Origin of the sequence: Blautia faecicola (assembly GCF_004123145.1) — a bacterium.
In the GTDB taxonomy this organism is placed as follows: domain Bacteria; phylum Bacillota; class Clostridia; order Lachnospirales; family Lachnospiraceae; genus Oliverpabstia; species Oliverpabstia faecicola.
The window spans coordinates 1,486,761-1,512,321 of sequence record NZ_SDKC01000001.1 but is presented as its reverse complement, the minus strand read 5'-3'; the positions used below and the strand labels follow the sequence as shown (position 1 = coordinate 1,512,321).

The following is a 25,561-nucleotide window of genomic DNA, read 5'->3' as shown; positions in this document are numbered from 1 at the left end:
ATGTCCAAAACTTCTACTAACACAGCAGCAGTACCGGAAGCAAAAGGTGCGTTAGACCGTTTCAAATTTGAAGTAGCAAACGAACTGGGTGTACCCCTTTCTGATGGGTATAACGGAAACCTGACCTCCAAACAGAACGGATCTGTCGGTGGTTATATGGTCAAAAAAATGATCGAAGCTCAGGAAAAACAGATGAGCCAGGGATCCGGTTATACAGGGGGCAGCATGCAGTAATCGACTGCTGACTTCCTGAACGCACAAAATCTCCCGGGAAAATGCTCTCCCCGGGAGATTTTTCGTTGCATTGTTTTTCAGTCTCTATTATAAGCCAAAACTTCCAGTCTCTTCATTGTTGATCACATAGTAAGCTGCATTCTCTTCCGGTTTTACATATACTTTGATGTCCTTTAAGTCTGCTGCTTTTTTACCCATCTCTTTCCAGATCTCTTTTACTTTTGCGGTCAGATCTGCGGATGAGAATTCTTTTCCCGCATACTGCAGATACACTTCTTCTGTCACTACAGCCGCTTTCTTTGTTGTCGTTCTCTTTGCCGGTGTTTTTCTTGCGGTTGTTTTCTTCGCAGGTGCTTTCTTTGCAGTTTCAGTTGTCTTTGCTTCTGCTGCTTTCTCGGTAGTTTTTGCTGCTGCTTTTGTTGCTTCAGCTTTTACTGCCTCTGTTTCAACTGCCGGTTTTGCTGCTTTCGCAACTGTTTTCTTAACTGCCATATTCATAATCCTCCTCAAAATCACACTCAAGTCAACGTTACCGTTTCCTTCGTTTTCGCTGTCTGTTTTTCAGAATATCATCTGCAAACATCAGTCAACTACAGCAGTTAGTTTACCCCATCTTTCCACATTTTGCAAGTTTTTCTTCAAAAACACAACCTACAACCCCGGATCTTCCATCTGTCTTCCGGCAAATTCTTCCAGTTTTTCTTTCAGCAGACGATGCTGCGGAAGTTCCAGTGTACCATCCAGAGACAGGATATATCCTGCCGCATCGCTGGCTTTTTTGAGGATGGATGCATCCCGGAAAATATCAGCAATCTCAAAGTTCAGATCCCCGCTCTGGCGCACACCAAACAGATCTCCCGGTCCACGCAGTTTCAGGTCTTCCTGTGCAATATAAAAACCGTCATTTGACTTGTTCAGGATCTGCAGGCGTTTTGATTTTTCCGCCTGATTTTTTCCGTGAATAAAGATACAGTACGACTGCCACTGTCCACGTCCCACGCGCCCGCGCAGCTGATGCAGCTGGGCAAGCCCGAAGCGTTCCGCATTTTCCACCATCATCACAGTAGCATTCGGCACATTGACGCCGACCTCCACAACCGTCGTGGAAACCAGCACCTGAATCCGGTTCTCACTGAACGCTTCCATGATCTCATTTTTTTCTTTCGGTTTCATCTTTCCATGGAGAATTCCCACGGTGATCGAAGATGGCAGCTCATGGCGCAGCCGTTCGGCATAGTCGATGACATTTTCTCCATCCATGCCCTCGCTCTCTTCCACCATCGGACAGATCACATAGACCTGGTGTCCTTCCTGTACCTGTCTTTCGATAAAACGATAGGCTTTTTCGCGGTAATTGGTGTCCACCACACAGTTCTTGATCGGCAGTCTCTGTGCCGGCAGTTCGTCGATGATCGAGATATCCAGATCTCCGTACAGAATGATCCCGAGTGTTCGCGGGATCGGTGTCGCACTCATGACCAGGATATTCGGTTTCTGCCCCTTCGAAGAAAATTCTTCTCTCTGGCGCACACCAAACCGGTGCTGTTCATCGGTGATCACCAATCCCAGGCTTTCGTAGATCACCTTTTCCTGGATCAGTGCATGCGTTCCCACGATCATCCGTGTCTCCCCGGATGCGATTGCCTCATAGATCTGCCGTTTCTCTTTCGCTGTGTTGGATCCCGTCAGAAACACCGGCTGGTACTGTTCCAGCAGACCATTTTCTTCCAGAAGTTTTGTCAGCGCCTCATAATGCTGTTTTGCAAGTACCTCGGTCGGAACCATGATTGCACTCTGATAACCATTTTCTGCCGTCATGATCATCGCCAGAAACGCTACGATCGTCTTACCGCTTCCCACATCTCCCTGCACCAGACGGGTCATCAGTTTTTCGCCCCGCAGATCCTGCTCGATCTCATACCAGACGTTCTTCTGTGCCCCGGTCAGCTGATACGGCAGATTCTCGATCACTTCCTCCGTCTTCCAGACTTCTTTCATCCGGTAGTGGTTTTTATCCGCCGCCGTCTGTTCTTTCAACTGCTTCAGCCCCAGGATAAATAATAAAAATTCATCGAATGCCAGCCGTTTTCTCGCTTCCAGATACTGTTCCTGGTTCGATGGAAAATGAATCTGCACCGCTGCAAAATTATACTCTGCCAGTTCGTATTCCAGCCGGATCTCTTCCGGCAGATAATCCTGTGTCAGATCCAGTTGTTCCAGCGCAGCTTTCACCATTTTCGTGACCATATGATTGCTGAGACCGGCAGTCAGCGCGTATTTCGGCTGCATGCTGTTTAGTTTTTCCTCATATGCCGCCGGTGTATAGATCTCGGGCTGTTCCAGGACGGACAGATTCCCCTTTTTACTCATTTTTCCACGAAATACAAAAGTCATCCCGCGCCGCAGCTGGTTACGAAGATACGGCTGATTAAACCAGGTGACGCGACAGCGTCCGGTAGCATCCGCAACCGTTCCGGAGATCACGGTCAGATTCCGGACTTTTTTCATATCCAACGATGCCGTCAGCGTTGCAAGAACCGCACCCGTCTCCTGATCATTCAGACTGTCCACGCTCACCGGTTCCCGGTAAATATCATAATCTCTGGGATAATACCGGAGAAGCTGTCCCACCGTAGAAACTCCCACTTTCTGAAATAACTTCTCTGTCTTCTCCCCCACGCCCTTCAGCGCACGAATCGATTCATTTTCTCTCATACTTTTCTCTCACCTCTTCCCAAACCTGAAAAAGATGCTGAACTGCTCATAGGTCCAGCATCTTTTTCTATTCTTCTCCCATTTTTGGGTATTATTATTCTACAGAAATAATACAGTAGTAGATCGGCTGTCCACCGCAGTTTACTTCGATATCACAGTAATCGTACTGTTCTTCCAGTTCTCCTGCCAGTGCTTCCGCCTCTTCCTCTGTGAAACCTTCTCCATAGTAGATGCTGATCAGTTCTGTCTCGTCATCTACCATCTGTTCTACGGTTTCTTTTGCTACTGCTGCCACTTCTTTTCCGACAGCCAGCATACCATGATCGCCGATACCCATGATATCTCCCTCATGGATCTCTTTGTCATCGATATGGGTATCTCTTACCGCATAAGTGATCTGACCGGTCTTTACGCGGGAGATTTCTTCTGTCATGTCTTTTTCATTGTCTTCCACGGATTTTTCCGGTACATAGTTGATCACTGCTGTGATACCCTGTGGTACGGTCTTGGTCGGGATTACAATGATATCTTTATCTTTTGTCAGTGCTTTCGCCTGATTTGCTGCCAGAATGATGTTTTTGTTGTTCGGCAGGATAAAGATATGGTCTGCATTTACTTTGCTGATCGCTGTCAGCATATCTTCGGTACTCGGGTTCATGGTCTGACCGCCCTCGATCAGATAATCCACACCCAGGTCACGGAAGATCTGTCCAAATCCGTCACCGATCGATACAGAGATAAATCCTACCTCTTTCTTCGGTGCTTTTGCTGCCTCTTCTTCTGCCTGCTGTGCTGCTACTTTTTCTGCATCTTTGATCAGTTTTTCCTGATGTTCTTCACGCATGTTATCGATCTTGATTCTGGACAGGGAACCATATGTCAGTGCACGCTGGATCGCCAGTCCCGGATCGTTGGTATGTACGTGAATCTTAACCACTTCATCGTCAGCCACGCACACAATAGAATCACCCAGAGAACTCAGGTATGCTTTAAAGTCCACCTCATCCTCTGCTGTGAATTTTTTATTTAATACAATGATAAATTCTGTACAGTATCCGAACTTGATATCTGCTTCTGCCTGCGGAGTCACTTTTACGACTTTTGCATTTTCTCCGGCATCAAAGGTCAGATCTACTTCTTTTCCCATAAATGCGTCAAATGCACCTTCCAGAACAACCATCAGACCCTGTCCGCCGGAATCCACAACACCAGCTTCTTTCAGTACCGGCAGCATATCCGGAGTTTTGGCAAGCACTCTGCGTCCTTCTTCCAGTACATCCTCCAGGAAGGTCTGTAAATCTTCCGCATCCTCGGCCAGCTCCAGTGCTTTATCTGCAACCCCTCTTGCCACGGTAAGGATCGTTCCTTCTTTCGGTTTCATAACTGCCTTGTATGCAGTCTCCACACCTTTGTCTACCGCACGTGCCAGTGCTACGGCATCCAGTTCTTTCAGATCACGGATTCCTTTGGTAAATCCACGAAGCAGCTGAGAGAGAATAACACCGGAATTTCCCCGCGCGCCACGTAAAGATCCTGAGGAAATAGCTTTTGCCAGCGTGGTCATCTGTACGTCTTCCAGACCGTTTACCTCTTTTACTGCTGACATGATCGTCAGAGTCATATTGGTTCCTGTATCACCATCCGGTACCGGAAACACGTTTAACTCATTGATCCACTCTTTTTTTACTTCCAGATTCTTAGCTCCTGCCAGAAACATCCTGGCAAGCAGTTTGGCATCTATTGTATTCATCGCTTTCTAAAGCTCCTCCTTCAATTAATCAATCACACGGACGCCTTCTACCAGAATATTGATGTTTTCCACTTCAATACCGGTGAATGCCTCCACTTTATATTTTACATTGGCAATCAGGTTGTCAGAAACCGCACGGATACTTACTCCGTAAGCTACAATCACATGGAAATCCAGGGAGATCTTGTTTTCATTTAATGTAACGTTGATTCCATGTTTGAGACTGTCTCTCTTCAAAAGTTTTACCAGACCGTCTTTCATATTTACTGCAGCCATACCTACAATACCGAAACACTCCACAGCCACACTGCCTGCATAAGTGGCGATTACATCTGTGTTGATGGTAATTTCTCCCATTCCCGTGTTCATACGCCCTTTCATAGGTCAACCTCCATTCCCGGTTATTGTTCTGCCCGCCGTTCGTCTTCTCCGGTTTTCCGGTTCTGCTGCCCGGACACTTTTTGAGTCTTCTACAATAACCTGCTCTTTTTCTCATTTTATAATCCATTTTGGGGTAGAAATTCCCTCGTTCATGAATTATACTGTATGTATTATAACCTGTTTTTGTAGAAAAAGAAATATAATTTTTGAAAAATTTATATTTTTGCTTGCAAAATGATAATTCTTCTGTTAGAATATCTAGTGTTGCGAATCTATGATTACGAACGATTACGATAAATAGTGTTAAGGAGGTGCAGTCATGGCAAAGTGTGCGATCTGTGAAAAAGGTGCTCATTTCGGAAACAACGTGAGCCATTCCCATAGAAGATCTAACAAAATGTGGAAATCCAATGTAAAATCTGTAAAGGTTAAGGTAGACGGTGGAGCTAAGAAAATGTACGTTTGTACTTCTTGCCTGAGATCCGGCAAAGTTGAAAGAGCATAATATTTGCATCCCTTAACTTGAGAAAATGGCCTGGAAGCTGATGCTTTCGGGTCATTTTTTTACTTTACAGGAAATTACGTATACAAAAGAAGTGTTTTCCATGTGGCCGCACGGAAAACACTTCTGTCTATTCGAACCTGTTAGTATAATAAGATCTCCTTTGATGTTCCTATCATACCATACACTTCTGACGAATCTTTCTTCTTTTTTCTTAACTTTTCCTTAAAATCTTTCAGGCAGCTTCGTCCGTCCCTGTCGTCGCCTGATCATCCTGTGAATCTGCTGCCGTATCTGCCACAGATCCCTGTTCTCCCGCCTGGATACGGTTATAGACGGTTTTGGCATCCTCGATATGGTATGGCTCGGTGGAAGGTCCTCCCGGGGCTCCTGCGGTCACCAGGATATATTCCACATCGTCTACTTTGGCAAGACTCGCCAGACACTGTCCGGCTTCGCTGGTATATCCGGTCTTTCCGCCTTCGATCTCTCCGCCATTGACCGCGGGAGAATCCATCTTCTTGAACATCGTACTCAGGAAATGCAGTCCTTCCGGTGCGGATGCGGTAGCACTTGTCGTATATTCTGAGGTGCAGTAGATCTGCCGGAAGGTATCATTCTGCAGGGCGTAACTTAACAGTTTGGTCAGATCACGCACGGTTGTATAATGATTTTCATCATGCAGTCCTGTACAGGTCACAAAATGTGTATTGTCCATACCCAGTTCTGCTGCCTTTTCATTCATCTTTGCCACAAAATTCTCCTCGGAGCCGAACAGATGCTGTGCCAGTCCCACGCAGCACTCTGCGCCGGAAGGAAGCATCACGCCGTAAAGGATATCGATTGCCTTTACTTCATCTCCCGCTCCGAAACCCGCCAGAGAAGCGCCTTCGATATACAGCCGGTCATACATATCCCGGTCGATCGTGATCGTCTCGTTCAGATCCGACAGATTCTCCAGACCGACGATCGCTGTCATGATCTTTGTCATGGATGCAGGATAAATCTTTGCATCTGCGTCTTTTTCTGCCACTACTTCACCGTCAGAAAGTCTCACCAGAATCCCGGACTGGCTGTTGATATCGCTGATATCGACCGATGGTACCGGTTCTGCCGTCGGTGTCGGTTCAGCTGTCGGCTCCTCTGTAGCCTCCGCGGACGGCACCGCTTCCACCTCACCGTCCTCTGCTTTTGATGGTCCGCATCCTTTGGAACTGAGCAGAAGCAGGATCGCGGTAAATACAACCGCCACAAGCAGCAATCCACCGCCAAACATCAGTCTCTGTTTCCGTCTTCTTTGCCGCATTCTTTCTTTTTTTGTCATTCTCTTTTTCGCCATTGTTTTTCCATGCCACAGGGCATGTCCTCCTGTGAATCCTTATGAGGGGTCTATCCCTCACACTTTTTCCTTAATCTTTTATCACCATCTGGTTTCGTTAATCTGTCTGGTCTTCTCCAGCATTTCCGAAATGATACGTTTCTGATTTCTCATCGGCAGAACGATCTGTCTGTTTCGATGTTTCTGTTTTTGTTTCCTCTTTCCGGCTGTTTTTCTCCGACATATAATCCTCGTATACCCAGGCTTCCTGTCCCTGGTAGCGAATCTTTATCCAGCCGCCGTCCTCACCAATTTTTTCCACCTGATCTCCCTTTGCGAGTTCCCCGATCACATGGCTCTGGCTGCTTGCCGCATCACGCACATTGACCGGAGAGGTGCAGGTGATCATGTGACCGCTTTCCTCTTTCTTTTCCGCCACAGACGGCGTCGGTGTCGGCGTATGACTCGGTTCCGGTGTCGGTGTCTCGGAAGGCATCGTTACCCTCTTTTTATCCGTCTTGTTACTGTCCGTCGTGCTGTCTTTTGTGTCACTCTTTTTCGTATCATTCTTTTTCGTGTCGTTCGTTTTTTCGTCATTTCCGAAAGTCGTTTTGCTGTCTGCCGTTTCCAGATCTGTACTGTCATCGTCTTTTACCTCCGGTGTCTTCCCCTCAAGATCCACCTTCGTTCCGTTATCTTTTTCCACTTTTGTGGTTCCGACAGCCAGTACATCACAGACTACATCCCAGGCTTTACATCCGGACAGTCCCATCACTCCCGCCAGCATAAGTGCCAGCAGCACTGTTTTTTTCTTCATACTCATAACCCTCTTTGTCTCTTATTTATTATTTTATTTGCTGATAATACTTCCTACATTTTTGATCAGTACGGAGATCGTTCCGTCCGGATTCGTGATAAAATCAACTTTATCTTTGTTCTGATACTGTTCCATCGGGATCCGGATCTCAATACCGGTATCGGTGATCAGGTTCTGTTTTCCGTATTTTCTGGTTGTCGCCGGATTCTGCGGTTCCACTTCCGTCTCCGTCAGATGATACTTATCCAGCTTTTCAATCACCTGTTCCTTCATCTCTTCCTGTTCTTTGAAAATCTTATCGATCAGTACCGGCACCGCGAAGCCCCCATCTTCTTCCAGTGCCTGATTGATGATGCTTTTCGTCTCCATCTGCACCTCAAACTGCTCGGACTCGTGATAAAACTTTTTCTGCACATCGTCCACTGCTTTTGCCACGATCGCCAGTTTGGATTTTGGTGACAAGGAACCGTGGCACTGCAAAAACAGCTGAGAAAAATAATTTGTCTTTACTCCGTTGACATCATATTTTTTCTCGATGACCTTCAGGTTTTTATCCGCCAGATCGATCAGCGCCGCCTCTGCCAGTTTCTGGTTTTCCCCCGGCAAGATCGCTTTCTGTTTGATGACGGAATTGCTGTTTCCCCACGGATCCGAGTCCGTCATGTGGGTGTAATACGTTTTATAATTCATCTTTAACAGCGCCAGAAAACGCTGCTGTTCGATCTCATATTCCACCACCAGAAGATCCGCCGGCGGAATGTCGATATTTTTATTCATAACACTGTAAAGCAGTTCTCCCAGTTTCTGACTGACCGGGATAAAGTTTTCTTCGCTGTACGCTTCCAGTTCCGCCTGTACCTGAGAGCCTTCGTCAAAAGAACATTTTTTCATATCATCGCTCTCTAACAGCCGAAAAATATGTGCCCGCAGGAAATCCCCAAAGTCCGATCCGAAATCAATCACCTGGTCGGACAGCACCGGCATCCCCATCGTAGAATCCATAATATGTATGATCACCTGTCGTAACCGAACATCTTCTTTTTGCATCTTTTCCTCCTAGTTCAGCCGGATATTCTTCAATGCATCGGCAAATGCAGAATTCACCGGTTCTTTTGCCTCTTTCTGCTGTTTCTTCATATAAGCATGCACGTCCCGTTTGGATACACCGCCGCCCTCTTTTTTCCGTCGCTCCTGGAATTTGGAGAGACGTTCTTTGTGTCCGCAGGAGCAGACAAACATACTGTCATCCCCTTTTCCGATCATTTCCATCCGCTTATGGCAGACCGGACATCTCGCGTTCGTTGTGCGGGATACGGTTTCGCGGTATCCGCAGGCACGATCCTGGCACACCAGAAGTTTCGCGTTCTTTCCATTGACGGCAAGCAAGCGTTTCCCGCAGTTCGGGCATTTTTTATTTGTCATGTTTTCATGGCGGAAGGTTCCCTCTTCCGTGCGGATCTCCTGCAGCAGTTCTTTGGTATAGCCGCGGATCTCACTCATAAACGCACGGTCGTCCAGCTCTCCTTTTGCAATTTTCGAAAGCTTCATCTCCCACTCGGCAGTCAGTTCCGGCTTTTTCAGATCCTCCGGCACTAACTCCAACAGCTGTTTTGCCTTGGATGTAATATGGATCTCGTTGCCCTTCTTTTCCAGCAAGAACGTGTGGAACAATTTCTCGATAATATCCGCTCTCGTGGCAACCGTTCCGAGTCCGCCGGTTTCTCCGATAGTTTTTACCATCTCGCGGTCTTTGTTTTCCATGTATTTTACCGGATTTTCCATCGCAGAAAGCAGTGTTGCCTCGGTAAAACGTGGCGGCGGCGTGGTTTTCCCTTCCCGGATATCCACCCGCACCTGTTTCATTTCCATTCCCTGGCTGATCTTCGGAAGCGTCTGATCTTTGAGTTCCCGGGAGGTATCTTCTTCATCCTCCGTATCCAGTTCCTGCGTCTGACGGAATCCCTCGTCGATCATGACTTTTCCTCTGGCAACAAACTGTTCACCCGCGCTCTCTGCATAGATCACCGTCTCTTCATATCTGCACGGCGGGTAGAAAGCGCTTAAAAACCGGCGCACCACGAGATCATAGATTTTTCGCTCCTCATTTGTCATATGCGTCAGATCCACGAACTGTTCCGTAGGGATGATCGCATGGTGGTCAGATACTTTTTTATTATCCACAAAAGACCATTTTTTCGTCTCCGGGTGCTGTGCTTTTACTGTCAGTGCCATCTTCCGGTACGGACCGACCGCACAGGCATCCAGACGCTCCGATAAGGTTCCCACAACATCCGAGGTCAGATACCGGGAGTCTGTTCTTGGATAGGTAAGTACTTTATGATTCTCATAGAGGCGCTGCATAATATTCAGAGTCTCTTTTGCGGAAAATCCAAACCGTTTGTTCGCATCCCGCTGAAGTTCGGTCAGATCATACAGGAGTGGCGGGTATACTTTTTTCTCTTTCTTTTCTGTCTTTTTGATGATCAGGCTGTGGTTCTCACATTTCTTTTTGATCTCCTCGGCACGCTCTTTCTGATAAGTGCGGAGGCTGCCTGTTTTTCCTTCTTTCCAGGTAAATGTGATACCGTCTGTTTTTGCTGTGATCGTATAGTAGCTTTCCGGCACAAACTGGTGGATCTCATTTTCTCTCGCCTGGATCATCGCAAGCGTAGGAGTCTGTACCCGGCCGCAGGACAACTGTGCGTTATATTTGCAGGTCAGTGCTCTGGTCGCGTTGATGCCGACCAGCCAGTCCGCTTCTGCGCGGGACACTGCTGCCCGGTATAACGGATCGTACTCTTTGCTGTTTTTCAGATGAGCAAATCCATCCCGGATCGCCTTGTCTGTCACGGAAGACACCCACAGTCTCCGGCACGGTTTCTGGTTTCTCGCTTCTTTTAAGATCCAGCGCGCCACCAGTTCTCCCTCTCTTCCGGCATCCGTCGCAATCACGATCTCTTTGACATCCTGCCGCTGTACCTGTTTTTTCACCGTCTGGAACTGTTTTGCCGTCTGTCGGATCACTTCGGTTTCCAGTTTTTTCGGCACGATCGGAAGTTCTTCCATCTTCCATTCTTTATATTTTTTATCGTATCCTTCCGGGTCTTTTAAGGTGACCAGATGTCCCAGTCCCCAGGTAACGATATAATCCTTTCCTTCTAGGAATCCGTTTCCCTGTGGCGTACAGTGAAGCACCCGGCCGATGTCCCTTCCCACAGAAGGTTTTTCTGCCAATACTAAGGTTTTCATTTTTATCCTCATTTCTGTCTGTTCTGACATGATTCTTATTCTCTTACACTCTGGCATACTATCGCCATTGCCGCTCCCGATGAACAAACTGCGTTTGTTCCCGCTCGCTGACGCTCATTATATCATGAACTTCGTTCATGATCGCCATTCGCCGCTCCCCATAACCGTGCAAGCACGCTTCTGGCTCGTTAACGCTCATTATATCATACTCTCCTCAGATTTCAAAGCGCGAACCAGCCTCATATTCTCTGTCTTTCCGTCCTGTTTTTGATGAGTTTTCCTGTTTTTTCAAAAAGTTCCATAAAAATGCACAAAAGCTCTTGCCTTTTTTTCACAAATCATATATAATATCTTTTGTGTTGAGTCACAGGCTGAAATAGCTCAGTTGGTAGAGCACTTCACTCGTAATGAAGGGGTCGTGGGTTCAAGTCCCATTTTCAGCTTTCCAGAAGCGTTCGTCATTTGCATCGCAGGTGGCGGGCGTTTTTTCGTTCTGCCGCATGGTATTTACCATTTCCATGCAGCAAGATCATTTCCAAGTATCATAACTATATTTCAAGAAAAGGTGATGGAGCTTCTCTGTTCCATCACCTTTTCTTTTGCTATCTCTTCTCTTATTTCTTTTACAGTTTTCGGAACGCATCCAGAGACCGTTCTACTTTCTCCGTCTCGATGCAGTAAGCCATACGGAAATATCCCGGGCAGCCGAAGGTATCGCCAGGTACTAACAGCAGATCCTGTTTCATCGCTCTCTTACAGAATGCAACCGCATCCGGTTCCGGAGCTTTCGGGAACATGTAGAAGGTTCCGCCCGGGCGTACGATCTCAAATCCCATACCGGTCAGGGCATCATAGAGAATATTGGCATTTTTCTCATACACTGACAGGTCTGAAGTATCGTACAGACAATCTGCCACTGCCAGCTGAATCAGGGATGCCGGGCAGTTATGACCGATACCGCGGGAAATCTGACCGCACATATCTACGATGGTTTCCGCCTCATTACAGTTCGGTGACACCGCCACATAACCGATTCTCTCTCCCGGAAGGGACAGGGATTTGCTGAAGGAGTAACAGGTGATCGTATTTGGATAGCATTTTGCGATAAACGGTGCATCCACGCCTTCAAAAACAATCTCACGGTACGGCTCATCTGAGATCAGATAAATCTCATGACCGTATTCTGCTGCTTTTTTCTCCATGATCCGCGCCAGTTCTTTGACTGTCTCGTTCGTGTATACGATACCGGACGGGTTATTCGGTGTATTGATCAGAACTGCTGTCACATCGTTTGTCAGCATGGTCTCGAATTTTTCAAAGTCAATCTGGAATCCTTTCAGATCCGGCGGAACAACTTTCAGCTTTGCTCCTGTCAGATTGACATACGGGTTGTATTCCGGGAAAAACGGTGCAAAAGTAAGGATGGAATCTCCCGGGACAGTGACTGCACGGAAGGCATGTGCCAGAGCTGCTGCAGCACCGGAGCACATGAAAATATGTTCTTTTTTATATGGCAGACCGAAACGTTTTTCCAGAGATACCGCTACCGCCTCACGCACGCTGTCGATACCGAGGCTCGGGCTGTATCCATGAAGGGCTACCGGGCTTTCCGTCTCCAGCAGTTCGATCATTTTCTTTGTGAATTTTTCCGGAACCGGTACAGACGGATTACCAAGACTGTAGTCAAATACATTCTCTCTTCCGATCTCTTTTGCCCGTTCGGTTCCGTAAGTAAACATCTCACGGATTACGGATTTTGCTCCTAACATTTTTTTATATTCCTGTGCAATCATAGTCAGTCTCCTTACTTTCTCTTTGTTTCATTTCTAATATACAATCACCGGAGTTCCCACCGATACCGTCTCATAGATCGTCTTCACAGCCGCCAGAGGTGTATTGATACATCCATGGGATCCATTCGTTTTGTAAATATCGCCGCCGAAATTATTTCCGCGGCTTGCCAGATCATGAATTCCGACACCACCATTAAACGGCATCCAGTAATGAACGAACGTCGTATATTCCGGTGTTCCGTTCTCATCCCTCGGTCCGTTCATCGTGTACTCTGTTGTCTTCCAGAAGATCGGCCAGCATCCGTTTTTCGGAGTAGCTCTTCCCGCTTTGGAAATATCTCCGGTAACAACCGGTGTCTCTACCACAACCTGTCCGTTTTTGTAACACCACATCGTCTGTCTGTCAATGCTGATCTCCACATAGACATCGCCCAGATCATTGTCGCCGCTTCCCTTCGCCTTATGGCTGTAAGACAGTTCCATCTCCTGTTCTTTGCCTTCTGCCAGGGCTTCTTTCAGATCCTCCAGGGATTTTTCCCGATCTACCTGCCAGCCGTATTTGTTGGTCGCCAGGGTGATCTGTGCACCGTCATGGGTTGTGAACTTTCTGGACTTTCCATAGGTGTCGATCTGATCTGCCAGCTGGTTGATAAACTCTTCCTCCTTCGACTCATCGATCGAATAATTGCCATTTTCATCCTGTACCAGCCAAGATTTTAGTACTGCATGGTCAATCGTAGAGGTTGTACCTTTTACCGTGTAGGTCAGTTTTGCACCGGTCAGAGAGTTCAGCGTGTGCATCTGCTGGTTCAAAGCTTCATCATTCTGATAAACCGTCGGTTTCAGATAACAGTCCTGATCCGCTAAGGAAAGTTCTGTCGTTTCATTCTGCACCGCTTCCTTCACCAGTGAGATCACTTTGTCCTCATCCAGTGCATTTCCTTCTACCTCAGGCGTGATCACATATCCGCTGTCTGTCTCCTGCAAAGCAGCATCCTGTGGCTGTGTGATATTCGCCTCATTCATAAAAGGAAGGCTTCTCAGAATCGGTTCCACTGCATCTTCTTCATAGGTGGTATTTGCCGATACCTCGTATTTGCCACCTTTGAACGCATGCAGGATCCACTGCATCGGTTTCTGTTCTGCTAGCAGCTTGTCCACGCCTTTATCGTCCACATACGTCAGATGGAACTGTGGTCCGGTGACAGTATAGATTTCGCCTTCTTTTGTTTTGATACTAAGCGTGTATTCACTGACTGTTTCCTGCAGCAGATTCTTCACTTCCGAAGCTGTCAGATAACTGCAATCCTGTCCGTTGATCCAGGTATCCTTATAAAAATGTGTTTTGTAATAATTACTTCTCCAGATATACCCGGCTGCAACTGCCAGCAGCAGGATCAGTCCGGTATAAACGCCGATAAGTATCTTTTTCTGTTTTCTCTTTTTTCTTCTTCTACCCTTCTTTTGTGACATAATACCCCTTCATCTTACTCCGTTTCTTAGTATTTCTGAATTATTATATACCATTTGTCGAAGAATGCAATTTCAATTCTCTTAACATTTTTTTACACTTTGTAAAATCTGCAAGCCGACCGGTCAATGATGCATATGCACATCCATCTGCGGGTACGGAATCTGAATGCCCCTCTTATCAAATTCCAGCTTGATCTGTTCATTCATTCTCCATTTGGTATTCCAGAATTCTTCCGTCTTTACCCAGGCACGAAGTCCCAAGATCACGGCGCTGTCACCCAGCTCATCCACGAAAACCTGCGTTTCTTCCCGCTCCAGAAGTTCCGGATCCTTCTCGATCAGTTCCCGGAGGATCTGTTTTGCCAGGAGCAGATCGGATTCATAGGAAATTCCGACCTTGATCTCCAGCCTTCTTTTTTCCATCGCGGTTACATTCGTGATACTGTCGTTCGTCAGCACAGAGTTCGGAATCACGATCCGGCGGCTGTCGATGGTCATCAGCGTCGTGTAATACAATTCAATCTTCTGCACCGTTCCCTCGGTCTTTTCCCCGTTTTCAATGATGTAATCACCCACGGAGAACGGACGCAGGAACATGATGATCAGTCCGCCTGCAAAGTTTGATAAGCCGCCCTGCAACGCCAAACTGATCGCCACGCCGGCGGAACCAACCAGCGCAGCCACCGAAGTCTTGTCCACACCAAGGTTCCCGGCGATCGTCAGGATCAGGATCAGATGCATTCCGATCTTGATTCCCGATAAAAGAAAACTTTTCGTAGCCTCATCGCTTCCAAACTTCATCAGCTGTTTCCGAAGTTTTTTACAGAACCATCCAATCAGTTTTGTTCCGATGAAATAAACGATCAGCGCAAGAATTACTTTCAGCACAAAATCAAGAAGTCCGCCCTGTGGAATGCTCCCCTTCCACTGAACCAGCGACTTTAATGCATTCATCATTCTGTCTTAGTCTCCTTTTTTGCTGTTGCTGTCTTTTTCGCTTTTGGTTTTTTCGCAGCTTCCGCTTCTTTCGCCGTGCGTTTTTCTTTCTCCTCGGCTCCCTTCTTCTCCGCAGTCTCTAATTTCTGCTGGATTACTTTTCGGAGTCCTTCTTTTTTTGCCGTTGCAGATGTCGCTTTCTCTCCTTCTTTTCCGGCTGTCTTTTTCGAGGTTTTCGCCGTTTTGTTCGTTGATGTCTTTGCAGCTGTCTTTGTAAAACTGTAGATAGACACACTCAGCGGTGCAACTTTCACTTTGATCGTATACGGCCGGTCATCCGTCTCTTCTTTCTTCGCAATTTTCACACGCGGATTGACCACGCCGGAACCACCGTATTCTTTCGCATCGCTGTTCAGGATTTCTTTGTATTTTCCTGCATACGGAACGCCTACCAGTTCCTCTTCATAGGTAACATCCGAGAAATTGCAGATCACAACCAGTGTATCTTCCTGTTTTTTTGCTTTTCGAAGGAAGGTCACCATGCTCTTTTCCCATTCCACACAGTTGATCCACTCAAATCCATCGGAATCATAGTCCAGTTCCCACAGTGCCGGATGCGTCTTATACAGCTGGATCAGCGCTTTGGTATAGTTCTGCATCTGCCGGTGTGCCGGTTTTTCCAGGTCTTCCCAGTCAAGAGCTTTATTTTCCGCCCATTCGTGAACCTGACCGTATTCCTGTCCCATGAACAATAATTTCTTGCCCGGATGCGTCATAAAGAAACCATATGCCGCACGCAGGTTGGCGAATTTCTTATCTTCGGTTCCCGGCATTTTCTCTAACAGAGAACCTTTCTGGTGTACCACCTCATCGTGGGAGAGACTCAGCATAAACCGCTCGCTGTACGCGTAGATCATACTAAAGGTCAGTTCGTTATGATGGGAACCACGAAAATACGGATCATTGCTCATATAGCCGATGAAATCGTTCATCCAGCCCATATTCCATTTGTAATCAAATCCCAGACCGTCTTCCGTCTCCACGCTTCCGGTCACTCTCGGCCATGCCGTGGACTCTTCTGCGATCAGCAGGGCATCCGGATGTTTCTTTTTGAAAATGGAATTCAGGTGTTTTAAGAATTCCACGGCATCCAGATTTTCATTGCCGCCGTAGATATTTGCCACCCACTCACCGTCGTTCTTTCCATAGTCCAGATACAGCATCGAAGCCACCGCATCAAAACGGATACCGTCTGCATGGAACTTTTCTGTCCAGAACAGTGCATTGGCGATCAGGAAGTTCTTCACCTGTGGTCTGCCGTAATTATAGATCAGTGTACCCCAGTGCGGATGATACCCCTGTCTCGGATCGAGATGTTCGTAAAGGCATGTGCCGTCAAAATTGGCAAGTCCAAACGTATCCCGCGGAAAATGCGCCGGTACCCAGTCAAGAATCACACCGATTCCCGCCTGATGCAAGGTATCCACAAAATACATAAAGTCTTCCGGTGAACCGTAACGGCTGGTCGGTGCATAATATCCGGTCACCTGATAGCCCCAGGAGGCATCAAACGGATGTTCCATAATCGGCATCAGTTCTACATGGGTATACCCCATCTCTTTGACATATGCCACGATCATCGGTGCCAGTTCCCGGTAATTGTAAAATTCTCTTCCGTCTTCCGGTTTCTTCCAGGATCCCAGATGCATCTCATAGACAAACATCGGTGCATCCTCGGTCTGGATCTTTTTCCGGTCTTTCATCCAGGTCTGGTCTTTCCAGGTATATCCGTTCAGCTCTGCCACGATCGATGCCGTTGCCGGACGAAGTTCCGCCTGGTTTGCATACGGATCGGCTTTCAGATAGATCAGACCATCCTTTAATTTCAGTTCGTATTTGTACAGGGAGCCTACCGGAATCTGCGGGATAAACAGCTCATAGATTCCCGATACGGAAAGCCGCTGCATCTGGTACACTCTGCCGTCCCAGTGGTTAAAATCGCCAACCACGCTGACACGTGATGCATTCGGTGCCCAGACTGCAAAATACACGCCGTCCACACCGTTGACAGTCATCGGATGCGCACCCAGTTTTTCGTAAATATCATAGCAGATGCCATTGATAAACTTCTGTTCTTCCTCCAGTGTAATCTGACAGGGAAATGCATACGCATCATAACATTCTGTCTGCTCTCCCTCTTTTTCCACCAAATAAGTATACTCCGGAATTTTTCTTCCGTTCAGTAATACGGCAAAATATCCCGCATCGTCTTCTTTGCTCATCAGGTATTCTTTGCCGTCTTTTGTTGTCTTCACCGTTACTTTGTCCGCTCCCGGAAAAAAGCACTGTACCAGCACCCCATCACCGGTCACATGTGGTCCGAGGATTTCTCTCGGTGCGTATTCTTCGGAATATACCACCGCTTCAATCTCCGGCCAGTCCATCAATTCATATAATTTATCAGACATAAACCCCTACCTCCTGCTTTTTTTCTCATATATTATATCTATCATACCATTTTCATACTCGAATTACAATCGTAAGAAGAAGTAAATAGAATACTATATTACACAAAAAGAGAATCGTCCAGCCTCTCGGATGTAACGACTCTCCTCTCTATATTATTTTCTATTTATTTTACGATTCTGACTTTCAGAACGCCCTTGATCTCGTCTAATTTATCGATGATCTCCTGCGTTGCCGGGGTTTCCAGGTCGATCAGGGTGTATGCGTAATCCCCTTTACTCTTGTTTGTCATATCGGAGATGTTCATGCCTGCGCCACCGAGAACGGTTGCGAACTGGCTGATCATATTAACTACGTTTCTGTGGTTGATGGCGATTCTTCCGGCTGCACTACAGATGCCCATATCACAGTTCGGATAGTTCACGGAATTATGGATATTACCATTTTCCAGATAAGCTCTCAGTTCTTTGACTGCCATGCATGCACAGTTGTCCTCGGATTCTGCTGTGGATGCGCCCAGATGCGGTGTTACCAGTGTATTTTTTGCACCTGCAACGGTCGGATTTGCAAAATCTGTAACATATTTTTTCACTTTTCCTGCTTCCAGTGCTTCTACCAGAGCAGTTTCATCCACCAGAAGGTCTCTGGAGAAATTTAACAGAACCACACCGTCTTTCATCATGGCGATACTGTCTTTGCTGATCATGCCCTTTGTGCTGTCAAGAAGCGGCACATGCAAGGTGATGTAATCACACTCTTTGAAAATATCTTCTACGTTAGCAATATGTTTGATCTCTCTGGAAAGCTTCCATGCAGTGTCTACGGATATATATGGATCGTATCCGTATACTTCCATGCCAAGATAAATAGCGGTATTGGCTACCATGGCTCCGATGGCTCCCAGACCGATGACACCGAGTTTCTTTCCTTTGATCTCGCAGCCGGCAAACTGTTTTTTCTGTTTCTCTGCCAGTTTTCCGACATTTTCGTTATCTTTTTCCTGTTTTACCCATTCTACACCGCCTACGATATCACGGGAAGCAAGGAGCATACCGGCGATCACCATTTCTTTGACACCGTTTGCATTGGCTCCCGGTGTGTTGAATACGACGATACCTTGTTCTGCACAGTCTTTTAACGGAATGTTGTTGACACCTGCTCCGGCACGGGCAATTGCCTGAATGTTTTCCGGTAATTTCATCTCATGCATCGAAGCACTTCTTACCAGGATCGCATCGGCTTTTTCTATTTCTTCTGTTTTTATGTAATCATTTGTAAATCCATCCAGTCCCACCTTGGAAATTGGATTCAGGCATTGATACTGAAACATCTTACAGATTCTCCTTCTCGAATTTTTTCATGAACTCTACTAATTTTTCCACGCCTTCGATCGGCATTGCGTTGTAAATACTTGCACGCATACCGCCAACGGTTCTGTGTCCCTTCAGATTCTCCAGACCTGCTTCTTTTGCTTCTTTTACGAATTTTGCATCCAGGTCAGGATCTCCGGTTACGAAAGGAACGTTCATCAGAGAACGGGAAGCTTTTTCTACAGTTCCCTTGAACAGTTTACTTTCATCCAGATAATCATACAGGATCTTGGCTTTCTTTTCGTTGCGCTCTTTCATTGCTTCCAGACCGCCCTGTTTTTTCAGCCACTTGAACACTTTACCACAGATGTAGATGCAGTAGCAGTTCGGTGTATTATAAAGAGAATTTGCATCAGCATGTGTTTTATATTTCATCATGGTCGGAGTTCCCGGCAATACATCGTCTGTGATCAGGTCATCTCTTACGATTGCAATGACCATGCCGGCCGGTCCGATATTTTTCTGTACACCACCGTAAATGATTGCATATTTACTTACATCTACCGGTTCAGACAGGAAACAGGAAGAAACATCTGCCACCAGATCTTTTCCTTTGGTATTTGGCAGTTCTTTGAATTTTGTTCCATAGATCGTATTATTCTCACAGATATATACATAATCTGCATCTTCGCTGATCGGAAGATCGGAACAGTCCGGGATATAAGAGAATGTCTTGTCTTCGGAAGTGGCAATCTTGTTTGCTTTTCCGTATTTCTGTGCTTCCTGCCATGCCTTCTTTGCCCACTGACCGGTTACGATATAATCGGCAACCTTGTTTTTCATCAGGTTCATCGGGATCATGGCAAACTGCAGAGATGCTCCGCCCTGAAGGAATAACACTTTATAGTTATCCGGGATGTGCATCAGGTCTCTCAGATCTTTTTCTGCTTCCTGAATAATCTGATCAAAAGCTTTGGAACGGTGACTCATCTCCATCACAGACATTCCTGTACCCTTGTAATCTAACATTTCTGCCTGTGCTTCTTTCAGCACTTCTTCCGGCAGTACAGCAGGACCCGCTGAAAAATTGTAAACTCTACTCACCTTAGTTTCCTCCTCTTTCTCACATTTTCATAACTGTTCCGTACCTTCGCGTATACCGGCTGAACAGTTATCCTTTTTCTTCTTTCCCGTCAACACTTTAGCGTGCTAACATATGAAACACTATACACCTCTGACAAATTATTGTCAATATCAAAATTCTGTTAAATATATTTTTATAGCAATAAAGCAAACCAGATATATATTTTTAATGTATCAGGTTTGCTTTATTTATTAATTCCTATTTTTCTTTCTTCGCAAGATCCTCTGCATCAAAGACTTCCTCGATTGGAGCTCCTGCAGGAACCATCGGGAATACTTTATCATCACAGTCGATCTGGCAGTCCAGCACAACGGTTGTGTTCAGTGCGATTGCTTTTTCGATCGCCGGACCCACCTCTTCTTTTTTGGTCACACGGATGCCAACTGCACCCATGGATTCTGCAAATTTTACGAAATCTACTTTATCATCCAGAATCGTACTGGAATAACGATGATCGTAGAACAGTGTCTGCCACTGGCGTACCATACCCAGTACATGGTTGTTAATAACGATCTCAATAAGCGGCAGGTTATTTCTTGCTGCCGTAGCAACTTCGTTCATGTTCATACGGAAGCATCCATCGCCTGCGACATTGACTACCACTTTGTCCGGGCATCCGAATTTGGCACCGATTGCTGCACCAAGACCGTAACCCATGGTTCCCAGTCCGCCGGAAGTGAGCAGAGTACGCGGTTCTTTGTATTTGTAATACTGGGCAGCCCACATCTGATGCTGTCCCACATCGGTAACGACGATCGCATCACCTTTTGTCACACGATACAGTTCTTCGATGACATACGGTCCGGTCAGACCTTCCTGGTTATATTTCAGCGGATATTTTGCTTTCATATCTTCCACTTCTTTCACCCAGGCATCGTGATTCTTCGGATGGATCTTTTTGTTTAATTCTTTTAATACTTCTTTAACATCGCCGATGATACTGCAGTCTACTTTAATGTTTTTGTTGATCTCTGCGGCATCCACATCGATCTGGATGATCTTTGCATTCTGTGCAAATTTTGCAGTGTTACCGGTTACTCGGTCAGAAAAACGTGCTCCCACAGTGATCAGGAGATCACACTTTGTCACACCCAGGTTGGATGTTTTGGTTCCGTGCATACCAAGCATACCGGTATACAGTTCGTCTTCTCCGGAAAATGCGCCTTTTCCCATCAGGGAATCCGTTACCGGAGAATTAATGGTGTGTGCAAATTTGCGCAGTTCTTCTGCCGCTCCGGAAGTGATCGCACCACCGCCCACGAAAATGAATGGTTTTTCTGCCTCACTGATCAGTTTTGCTGCCTGATCCAGGTCAGATTCCAGCATCTCGGCAGTATACGGAGCGATCGGTGTCGGCTCCTGATAAGTATATTCTGTAACAGCTGCTGTCACATCTTTTGTCACATCCACAAGTACCGGACCCGGTCTTCCGCTCTGTGCAATGGTAAATGCACGTCGGATCGCAGGTGCAAGGTCATGGATATCTTTTACGATCATACTATATTTGGTGATCGGCATAACAACGCCGGCGATATCAATCTCCTGGAAGCTGTCACGTCCGAGAAGTCCTGTTGCCACGTTAGCTGTGATCGCTACCATCGGGATAGAATCCATATGGGCTGTCGCGATACCGGTTACCAGATTGGTTGCTCCCGGACCGGAGGTTGCCATACATACACCTACTCTTCCGGTAGCACGGGCATATCCGTCAGCAGCATGGGAAGCACCCTGCTCATGAGATGTGAGTACATGGTGGATCTCATCGCTGTGTTTATATAAAGCATCATAGACATTCAGAATCGTTCCTCCCGGATATCCGAATACGGTGTCTACGCCCTGTTCTTTCAGGCATTCAATAATAATTTCTGATCCTGTAAGCTGCATCAGTCTTTCCTCCTAAATTATTTCTTCGGTACTTCGAGAATGGCACCACGGTTACCGCTGGTTACCATAGCTGCATAACGTGCCAGATATCCGGTCGTTACTTTCGGCTCACGCGGCTGCCAGTTTGCTTTTCTCTTTGCCAGTTCCTCGTCAGATACCAGCAGTTCCAGACTGGTTTCCGGAATATTAATACGGATCATGTCGCCTTCTTCTACCAGTGCGATTGGTCCGCCTACGGCTGCTTCCGGTGATACGTGTCCGATAGAAGCTCCTCTGGATGCTCCGGAGAATCGTCCGTCTGTGATCAGTGCTACGGAAGATCCCAGTCCCATACCTGCGATTGCGGAAGTCGGGTTCAGCATTTCTCTCATGCCGGGACCACCTTTTGGTCCTTCGTAACGGATCACAACAACATCACCCGCAACAATTTTTCCGCCTTTGATGGCTGCAATCGCATCTTCTTCGCATTCAAATACACGAGCCGGTCCTTCGTGTACCATCATTTCTTCGCAGACAGCACTGCGTTTTACAACACCACCGTCTGGTGCCAGATTACCTGTCAGAACAGCAAGTCCTCCGGTCTGGCTGTATGGATTGTCTAACGGTCGGATAACTTCCGGATTCCGGTTAACGCAGTTTGCAATATTTTCTCCTACTGTTTTTCCGGTTACTGTCATGCAATCCAGATTCAGCAGATTTTTCTTTGATAATTCATTCATGACAGCATACACACCGCCTGCTTCGTTCAGGTCTTCCATGTAAGTCGGTCCTGCCGGTGCCAGATGGCACAGGTTTGGTGTTTTAGCACTTACTTCATTTGCCAGAGTGATATCGAAGTCAAATCCGATTTCATGTGCGATTGCCGGCAGATGCAGCATACTGTTAGTAGAACATCCCAGTGCCATATCTACAGTCAGTGCATTCATGACTGCTTCTTTTGTCATGATATCTCTCGGACGGATATTCTTTCTGTACATTTCCATAACCTGCATGCCGGCATGTTTTGCCAGTTTGATACGTTCGGAATATACAGCCGGGATGGTTCCGTTTCCACGAAGCCCCATACCCAGTACCTCGGTCAGACAGTTCATACTGTTAGCTGTATACATACCGGAACAGGAACCGCAGGTCGGGCATACTTTATTTTCAAATTCTTCCACATCGTCTTCTGTCATAGTTCCGGCTGCGTAGGATCCTACTGCCTCGAACATACTGGACAGGCTTCGTTTCTGACCGTGTACATGACCTGCAAGCATCGGACCACCGCTGACAAATACAGTTGGTACGTTCAGTCTGGCTGCTGCCATCAGAAGTCCCGGTACATTTTTATCACAGTTTGGCACCATAACCAGTGCATCGAACTGATGGGCCATCGCCATCGCTTCTGTGGAATCAGCGATCAGGTCACGGGTTACCAGGGAATATTTCATTCCGATATGTCCCATGGCGATACCGTCACAGACCGCAATCGCCGGAAACATGATCGGCGTACCGCCTGCCATGGCAACTCCCTGTTTTACTGCATTAACGATTTTATCCAGATTCATATGACCGGGAACGATCTCGTTATAAGAGCTTACGATACCGACTAACGGTCTCTCCATCTCTTCTTTTGTCATTCCCAGTGCGTTAAACAGGGACCGGTGAGGTGCCTGCTGCATTCCAGTTTTTACTGCATCACTTCTCATATTCGTTACGCTTCCTTTCTGTTTTCCCATTCAGTTTTAGTGAATCCGTTCTGCGATCAGGTCACCCATCTGTACGGTTCCTACCTGTGTGCATCCTTCAGACATAATATCTCCGGTACGGTATCCTTCTTTTAAGACTGCCTGAACAGCTGTTTCCACTGCATCTGCTTCTTTGTCCAGATTCAGGGAATAACGAAGTAACATTGCTGCGGACAGAATAGTTGCGATCGGGTTTGCAATTCCCTTTCCTGCGATGTCCGGTGCAGAACCGTGGCTTGGCTCATACAGTCCAAAGCTTGTCTCGTTCAGACTTGCGGAGGAAAGCATACCGATGGATCCGGTTACCATACTTGCCTCATCGGAAAGGATGTCTCCGAACATATTCTCTGTCAGAATGACATCAAACTGACCCGGGTTATGTACCAGCTGCATCGCACAGTTGTCTACAAGCATATGTTCCAGGGTTACTTCCGGATAGTCTTTTGCTACTTCTTCTACGATTTTTCTCCACAGACGAGAGGAATCCAGTACGTTTGCTTTGTCTACGCTTGTTACTTTCTTTCTTCTCTTCATCGCGATCTCAAATGCTTTGACAGCGATTCTTCTGATTTCTTTTTCATTATAAGACAGGGTATCCACAGCTGTCATCACGCCATCCTGTTCTTCGGTCTTTCTTTCTCCGAAGTAAAGACCTCCGGTCAGTTCTCTGACGATGATCATGTCAAATCCGTCACCGATCCGATCTTCTTTTAACGGGCATGCAGCTTTCAGTTCATCATACAGGTATGCCGGACGAAGGTTTGCGAACAGATTCAGAGCTTTACGGATCGCCAGAAGCCCTGCTTCCGGGCGTTTGGATGGCTCTAACTGATACCACGGGGATGTTTTTGCGTCTCCTCCGATGGATCCCATCAGAACAGCATCGCTTGATTTTGCTTCTGCGACAGCTTCATCAGTCAGCGGGACACCGTGTACGTCGATGGATGCACCACCCAGGAGTACGTTGGTGTATGTAAATGTGTGTCCGTATACCTGGCATACTTTATCTAATATTTTTTTTGCTTCATTCACAATTTCAGGACCGATTCCGTCGCCGTGAATTAATGCAATTTTGTAGTTCATAATCGTTTCATCCTTTCTTTCTTTACCTCTTTAATCTGTTACAGACTATCATAATCTATTTTTGCGGTATTTTCAAGGGAAAGTTGAGGGGGTTATTGGGAACGGACGCCGGAAAGGAGCAGGGACAGGGTGTGGCGGCAGCGTGCAGAGCGGTTTTCAGCTAGTCTCTAAGAAGAACTAAATGCCGGTTCGCGGAGAGCCGCTCACCGTCAAGTTCTTCTAAGAGCCGGATCTGAAAACGCACTCTAACCGCACGCAAAATGCCACCACACCCTGTCCCTGCTCCTTTCCGGCTGACATTGGCAAATACTCTATTTCCTGATCATTAAAGCTTTTCAATATTCTATAAAAATATTGATTTTGCCTCCTTTGTCATATAAAAGAAAAAACGACCAGCCAAGTTCTCTGTTGAAAACCTGATTGGTCGTTTTGTTTATCTTGCTTATGTCATTTTATGCAGTTGCGTCAGATGCTTTTTCTACTTCTGCGATAGCTGCTTTTTTCATTGGGATTCGGCAGTTTTTGTTGTTTCCGAATTCTACGATTACATCTTCATCGGTGATATCGATGATAACTCCGTAGAAACCACCGGTGGTAACTATTGCATCGCCTACTTCCATATCATTCAGCATGGCTGTGACCCGTTTTTGTTCTTTTTTCTGCGGACGGATCATTAAAAAATACATCAGAGCGAACATAATAACCAGCATAACGATCATATAGATAGTGCTTGCTGCTCCTGCTGCCTGTGTTGAAGTCATTACTACTCCCATTGCACA

20 protein-coding genes and 1 tRNA gene are annotated in these 25,561 nt (G+C 46.6%); 3 read left to right on the top strand and 18 right to left on the bottom strand.

All coding sequences use genetic code 11. From position 1 onward, the window contains the following. Positions 1–234 (top strand): alpha/beta-type small acid-soluble spore protein, encoded by a 234-nt coding sequence (locus ETP43_RS06715; RefSeq protein ID WP_022171754.1) that lies wholly within the window; start codon positions 1–3, stop codon positions 232–234. Between the two features lie 87 nt (positions 235–321). Here the strand turns inward: ETP43_RS06715 and ETP43_RS06710 are convergent, their stop codons facing one another. The 4 genes from ETP43_RS06710 to ETP43_RS06695 all read right to left on the bottom strand — a co-directional run bounded on the left by ETP43_RS06710 (position 322) and on the right by ETP43_RS06695 (position 5,080). Then, a complete protein-coding gene (locus tag ETP43_RS06710; RefSeq protein ID WP_129257476.1) occupies positions 322–726 on the bottom strand; it encodes a DUF6465 family protein in 405 nt (134 codons plus the stop codon). 159 nt (positions 727–885) lie between these two features. Then, the gene (gene recG, locus ETP43_RS06705) at positions 886–2,949 is read right to left on the bottom strand and encodes an ATP-dependent DNA helicase RecG (RefSeq protein ID WP_129257475.1); all 2,064 of its coding nucleotides are present in this window, start codon (positions 2,947–2,949) and stop codon (positions 886–888) included. Positions 2,950–3,043: 94 nt separating this feature from the next. Continuing rightward, on the bottom strand, positions 3,044–4,699 hold the full coding sequence (locus ETP43_RS06700) for a DAK2 domain-containing protein (protein ID WP_243114210.1): 1,656 nt from the start codon (positions 4,697–4,699) through the stop codon (positions 3,044–3,046). A 24-nt stretch (positions 4,700–4,723) separates the two neighbouring features. Then, positions 4,724–5,080: an Asp23/Gls24 family envelope stress response protein gene (locus ETP43_RS06695; protein WP_022400365.1), complete on the bottom strand. Its 357-nt coding sequence runs from the start codon at positions 5,078–5,080 to the stop codon at positions 4,724–4,726. Positions 5,081–5,399: 319 nt separating this feature from the next. Between ETP43_RS06695 and rpmB the strand changes: the two genes are divergently transcribed. Further along, the gene (gene rpmB, locus ETP43_RS06690; protein ID WP_022010540.1) at positions 5,400–5,585 is read left to right on the top strand and encodes a 50S ribosomal protein L28; all 186 of its coding nucleotides are present in this window, start codon (positions 5,400–5,402) and stop codon (positions 5,583–5,585) included. Positions 5,586–5,817: 232 nt separating this feature from the next. On the opposite strand, the gene ETP43_RS06685 is transcribed toward rpmB, so the two are convergent. The 4 genes from ETP43_RS06685 to ETP43_RS06670 form a co-directional block, all read right to left on the bottom strand. Then, on the bottom strand, positions 5,818–6,906 hold the full coding sequence (locus tag ETP43_RS06685) for a D-alanyl-D-alanine carboxypeptidase family protein (protein ID WP_243114209.1): 1,089 nt from the start codon (positions 6,904–6,906) through the stop codon (positions 5,818–5,820). A 112-nt stretch (positions 6,907–7,018) separates the two neighbouring features. Beyond that, entirely contained in the window at positions 7,019–7,717 is a 699-nt protein-coding gene (locus ETP43_RS06680; RefSeq protein WP_164979627.1) for an SH3 domain-containing protein, read from the bottom strand. Between the two features lie 33 nt (positions 7,718–7,750). Next, the gene (locus ETP43_RS06675) at positions 7,751–8,764 is read right to left on the bottom strand and encodes a nucleoid-associated protein (RefSeq protein WP_129257473.1); all 1,014 of its coding nucleotides are present in this window, start codon (positions 8,762–8,764) and stop codon (positions 7,751–7,753) included. A gap of 9 nt (positions 8,765–8,773) precedes the next feature. After that, positions 8,774–10,966, bottom strand: a complete 2,193-nt coding sequence (locus tag ETP43_RS06670) for a DNA topoisomerase III (protein ID WP_129257472.1) — start codon at positions 10,964–10,966, stop codon at positions 8,774–8,776. Between the two features lie 370 nt (positions 10,967–11,336). On the opposite strand from ETP43_RS06670, the gene ETP43_RS06665 reads away from it, so the two are divergent. Continuing rightward, positions 11,337–11,409 (top strand) — tRNA-Thr (locus ETP43_RS06665). A 180-nt stretch (positions 11,410–11,589) separates the two neighbouring features. On the opposite strand, the gene ETP43_RS06660 is transcribed toward ETP43_RS06665, so the two are convergent. The 10 genes from ETP43_RS06660 to yajC all read right to left on the bottom strand — a co-directional run bounded on the left by ETP43_RS06660 (position 11,590) and on the right by yajC (position 25,501). Continuing rightward, complete coding sequence (locus ETP43_RS06660) at positions 11,590–12,759, bottom strand: pyridoxal phosphate-dependent aminotransferase (RefSeq protein ID WP_129257471.1); 1,170 nt, start codon at positions 12,757–12,759, stop codon at positions 11,590–11,592. Between the two features lie 33 nt (positions 12,760–12,792). After that, complete coding sequence (locus ETP43_RS06655) at positions 12,793–14,232, bottom strand: L,D-transpeptidase family protein (RefSeq protein ID WP_129257470.1); 1,440 nt, start codon at positions 14,230–14,232, stop codon at positions 12,793–12,795. A 123-nt stretch (positions 14,233–14,355) separates the two neighbouring features. Beyond that, positions 14,356–15,189: a mechanosensitive ion channel family protein gene (locus ETP43_RS06650; RefSeq protein ID WP_022400372.1), complete on the bottom strand. Its 834-nt coding sequence runs from the start codon at positions 15,187–15,189 to the stop codon at positions 14,356–14,358. Beyond that, complete coding sequence (gene glgB / locus ETP43_RS06645) at positions 15,186–17,636, bottom strand: 1,4-alpha-glucan branching protein GlgB (RefSeq protein WP_129257469.1); 2,451 nt, start codon at positions 17,634–17,636, stop codon at positions 15,186–15,188. Before glgB ends, ETP43_RS06650 begins: the two co-directional genes overlap by 4 nt. A 164-nt stretch (positions 17,637–17,800) precedes the next feature. Further along, positions 17,801–18,964 carry a phosphoglycerate dehydrogenase gene (locus tag ETP43_RS06640; protein ID WP_129257468.1) on the bottom strand — a complete coding sequence of 388 codons (1,164 nt, stop codon included), beginning with the start codon at positions 18,962–18,964 and terminating at the stop codon, positions 17,801–17,803. A gap of 1 nt (position 18,965) precedes the next feature. After that, complete coding sequence (gene serC, locus ETP43_RS06635; protein WP_117524567.1) at positions 18,966–20,048, bottom strand: 3-phosphoserine/phosphohydroxythreonine transaminase; 1,083 nt, start codon at positions 20,046–20,048, stop codon at positions 18,966–18,968. Between the two features lie 238 nt (positions 20,049–20,286). Then, the gene (ilvB, locus tag ETP43_RS06630) at positions 20,287–21,972 is read right to left on the bottom strand and encodes a biosynthetic-type acetolactate synthase large subunit (RefSeq protein ID WP_129257467.1); all 1,686 of its coding nucleotides are present in this window, start codon (positions 21,970–21,972) and stop codon (positions 20,287–20,289) included. Between the two features lie 17 nt (positions 21,973–21,989). Then, on the bottom strand, positions 21,990–23,660 hold the full coding sequence (gene ilvD / locus ETP43_RS06625) for a dihydroxy-acid dehydratase (protein WP_022171737.1): 1,671 nt from the start codon (positions 23,658–23,660) through the stop codon (positions 21,990–21,992). A 36-nt stretch (positions 23,661–23,696) separates the two neighbouring features. Beyond that, on the bottom strand, positions 23,697–24,782 hold the full coding sequence (gene leuB / locus ETP43_RS06620) for a 3-isopropylmalate dehydrogenase (RefSeq protein WP_106492572.1): 1,086 nt from the start codon (positions 24,780–24,782) through the stop codon (positions 23,697–23,699). A gap of 452 nt (positions 24,783–25,234) precedes the next feature. Continuing rightward, on the bottom strand, positions 25,235–25,501 hold the full coding sequence (yajC, locus tag ETP43_RS06615; RefSeq protein ID WP_370825576.1) for a preprotein translocase subunit YajC: 267 nt from the start codon (positions 25,499–25,501) through the stop codon (positions 25,235–25,237). Between the last annotated feature and the right edge of the window lie 60 nt (positions 25,502–25,561).

What these genes read in the sequence shown, in the direction of transcription:
- ETP43_RS06715 (WP_022171754.1), top strand. Translation starts at nt 1, where the DNA reads ATGTCCAAAACTTCTACTAACACAGCAGCAGTACCGGAAGCAAAAGGT.
- ETP43_RS06710 (WP_129257476.1), bottom strand. Translation starts at nt 726, where the DNA reads ATGGCAGTTAAGAAAACAGTTGCGAAAGCAGCAAAACCGGCAGTTGAA.
- recG (WP_129257475.1), bottom strand. Translation starts at nt 2,949, where the DNA reads ATGAGAGAAAATGAATCGATTCGTGCGCTGAAGGGCGTGGGGGAGAAG.
- ETP43_RS06700 (WP_243114210.1), bottom strand. Translation starts at nt 4,699, where the DNA reads ATGAATACAATAGATGCCAAACTGCTTGCCAGGATGTTTCTGGCAGGA.
- ETP43_RS06695 (WP_022400365.1), bottom strand. Translation starts at nt 5,080, where the DNA reads ATGAAAGGGCGTATGAACACGGGAATGGGAGAAATTACCATCAACACA.
- rpmB (WP_022010540.1), top strand. Translation starts at nt 5,400, where the DNA reads ATGGCAAAGTGTGCGATCTGTGAAAAAGGTGCTCATTTCGGAAACAAC.
- ETP43_RS06685 (WP_243114209.1), bottom strand. Translation starts at nt 6,906, where the DNA reads ATGACAAAAAAAGAAAGAATGCGGCAAAGAAGACGGAAACAGAGACTG.
- ETP43_RS06680 (WP_164979627.1), bottom strand. Translation starts at nt 7,717, where the DNA reads ATGAAGAAAAAAACAGTGCTGCTGGCACTTATGCTGGCGGGAGTGATG.
- ETP43_RS06675 (WP_129257473.1), bottom strand. Translation starts at nt 8,764, where the DNA reads ATGCAAAAAGAAGATGTTCGGTTACGACAGGTGATCATACATATTATG.
- ETP43_RS06670 (WP_129257472.1), bottom strand. Translation starts at nt 10,966, where the DNA reads ATGAAAACCTTAGTATTGGCAGAAAAACCTTCTGTGGGAAGGGACATC.
- ETP43_RS06660 (WP_129257471.1), bottom strand. Translation starts at nt 12,759, where the DNA reads ATGATTGCACAGGAATATAAAAAAATGTTAGGAGCAAAATCCGTAATC.
- ETP43_RS06655 (WP_129257470.1), bottom strand. Translation starts at nt 14,232, where the DNA reads ATGTCACAAAAGAAGGGTAGAAGAAGAAAAAAGAGAAAACAGAAAAAG.
- ETP43_RS06650 (WP_022400372.1), bottom strand. Translation starts at nt 15,189, where the DNA reads ATGATGAATGCATTAAAGTCGCTGGTTCAGTGGAAGGGGAGCATTCCA.
- glgB (WP_129257469.1), bottom strand. Translation starts at nt 17,636, where the DNA reads ATGTCTGATAAATTATATGAATTGATGGACTGGCCGGAGATTGAAGCG.
- ETP43_RS06640 (WP_129257468.1), bottom strand. Translation starts at nt 18,964, where the DNA reads ATGTTTCAGTATCAATGCCTGAATCCAATTTCCAAGGTGGGACTGGAT.
- ilvB (WP_129257467.1), bottom strand. Translation starts at nt 21,972, where the DNA reads ATGCAGCTTACAGGATCAGAAATTATTATTGAATGCCTGAAAGAACAG.
- ilvD (WP_022171737.1), bottom strand. Translation starts at nt 23,660, where the DNA reads ATGAGAAGTGATGCAGTAAAAACTGGAATGCAGCAGGCACCTCACCGG.
- leuB (WP_106492572.1), bottom strand. Translation starts at nt 24,782, where the DNA reads ATGAACTACAAAATTGCATTAATTCACGGCGACGGAATCGGTCCTGAA.
- yajC (WP_370825576.1), bottom strand. Translation starts at nt 25,501, where the DNA reads ATGATCGTTATGCTGGTTATTATGTTCGCTCTGATGTATTTTTTAATG.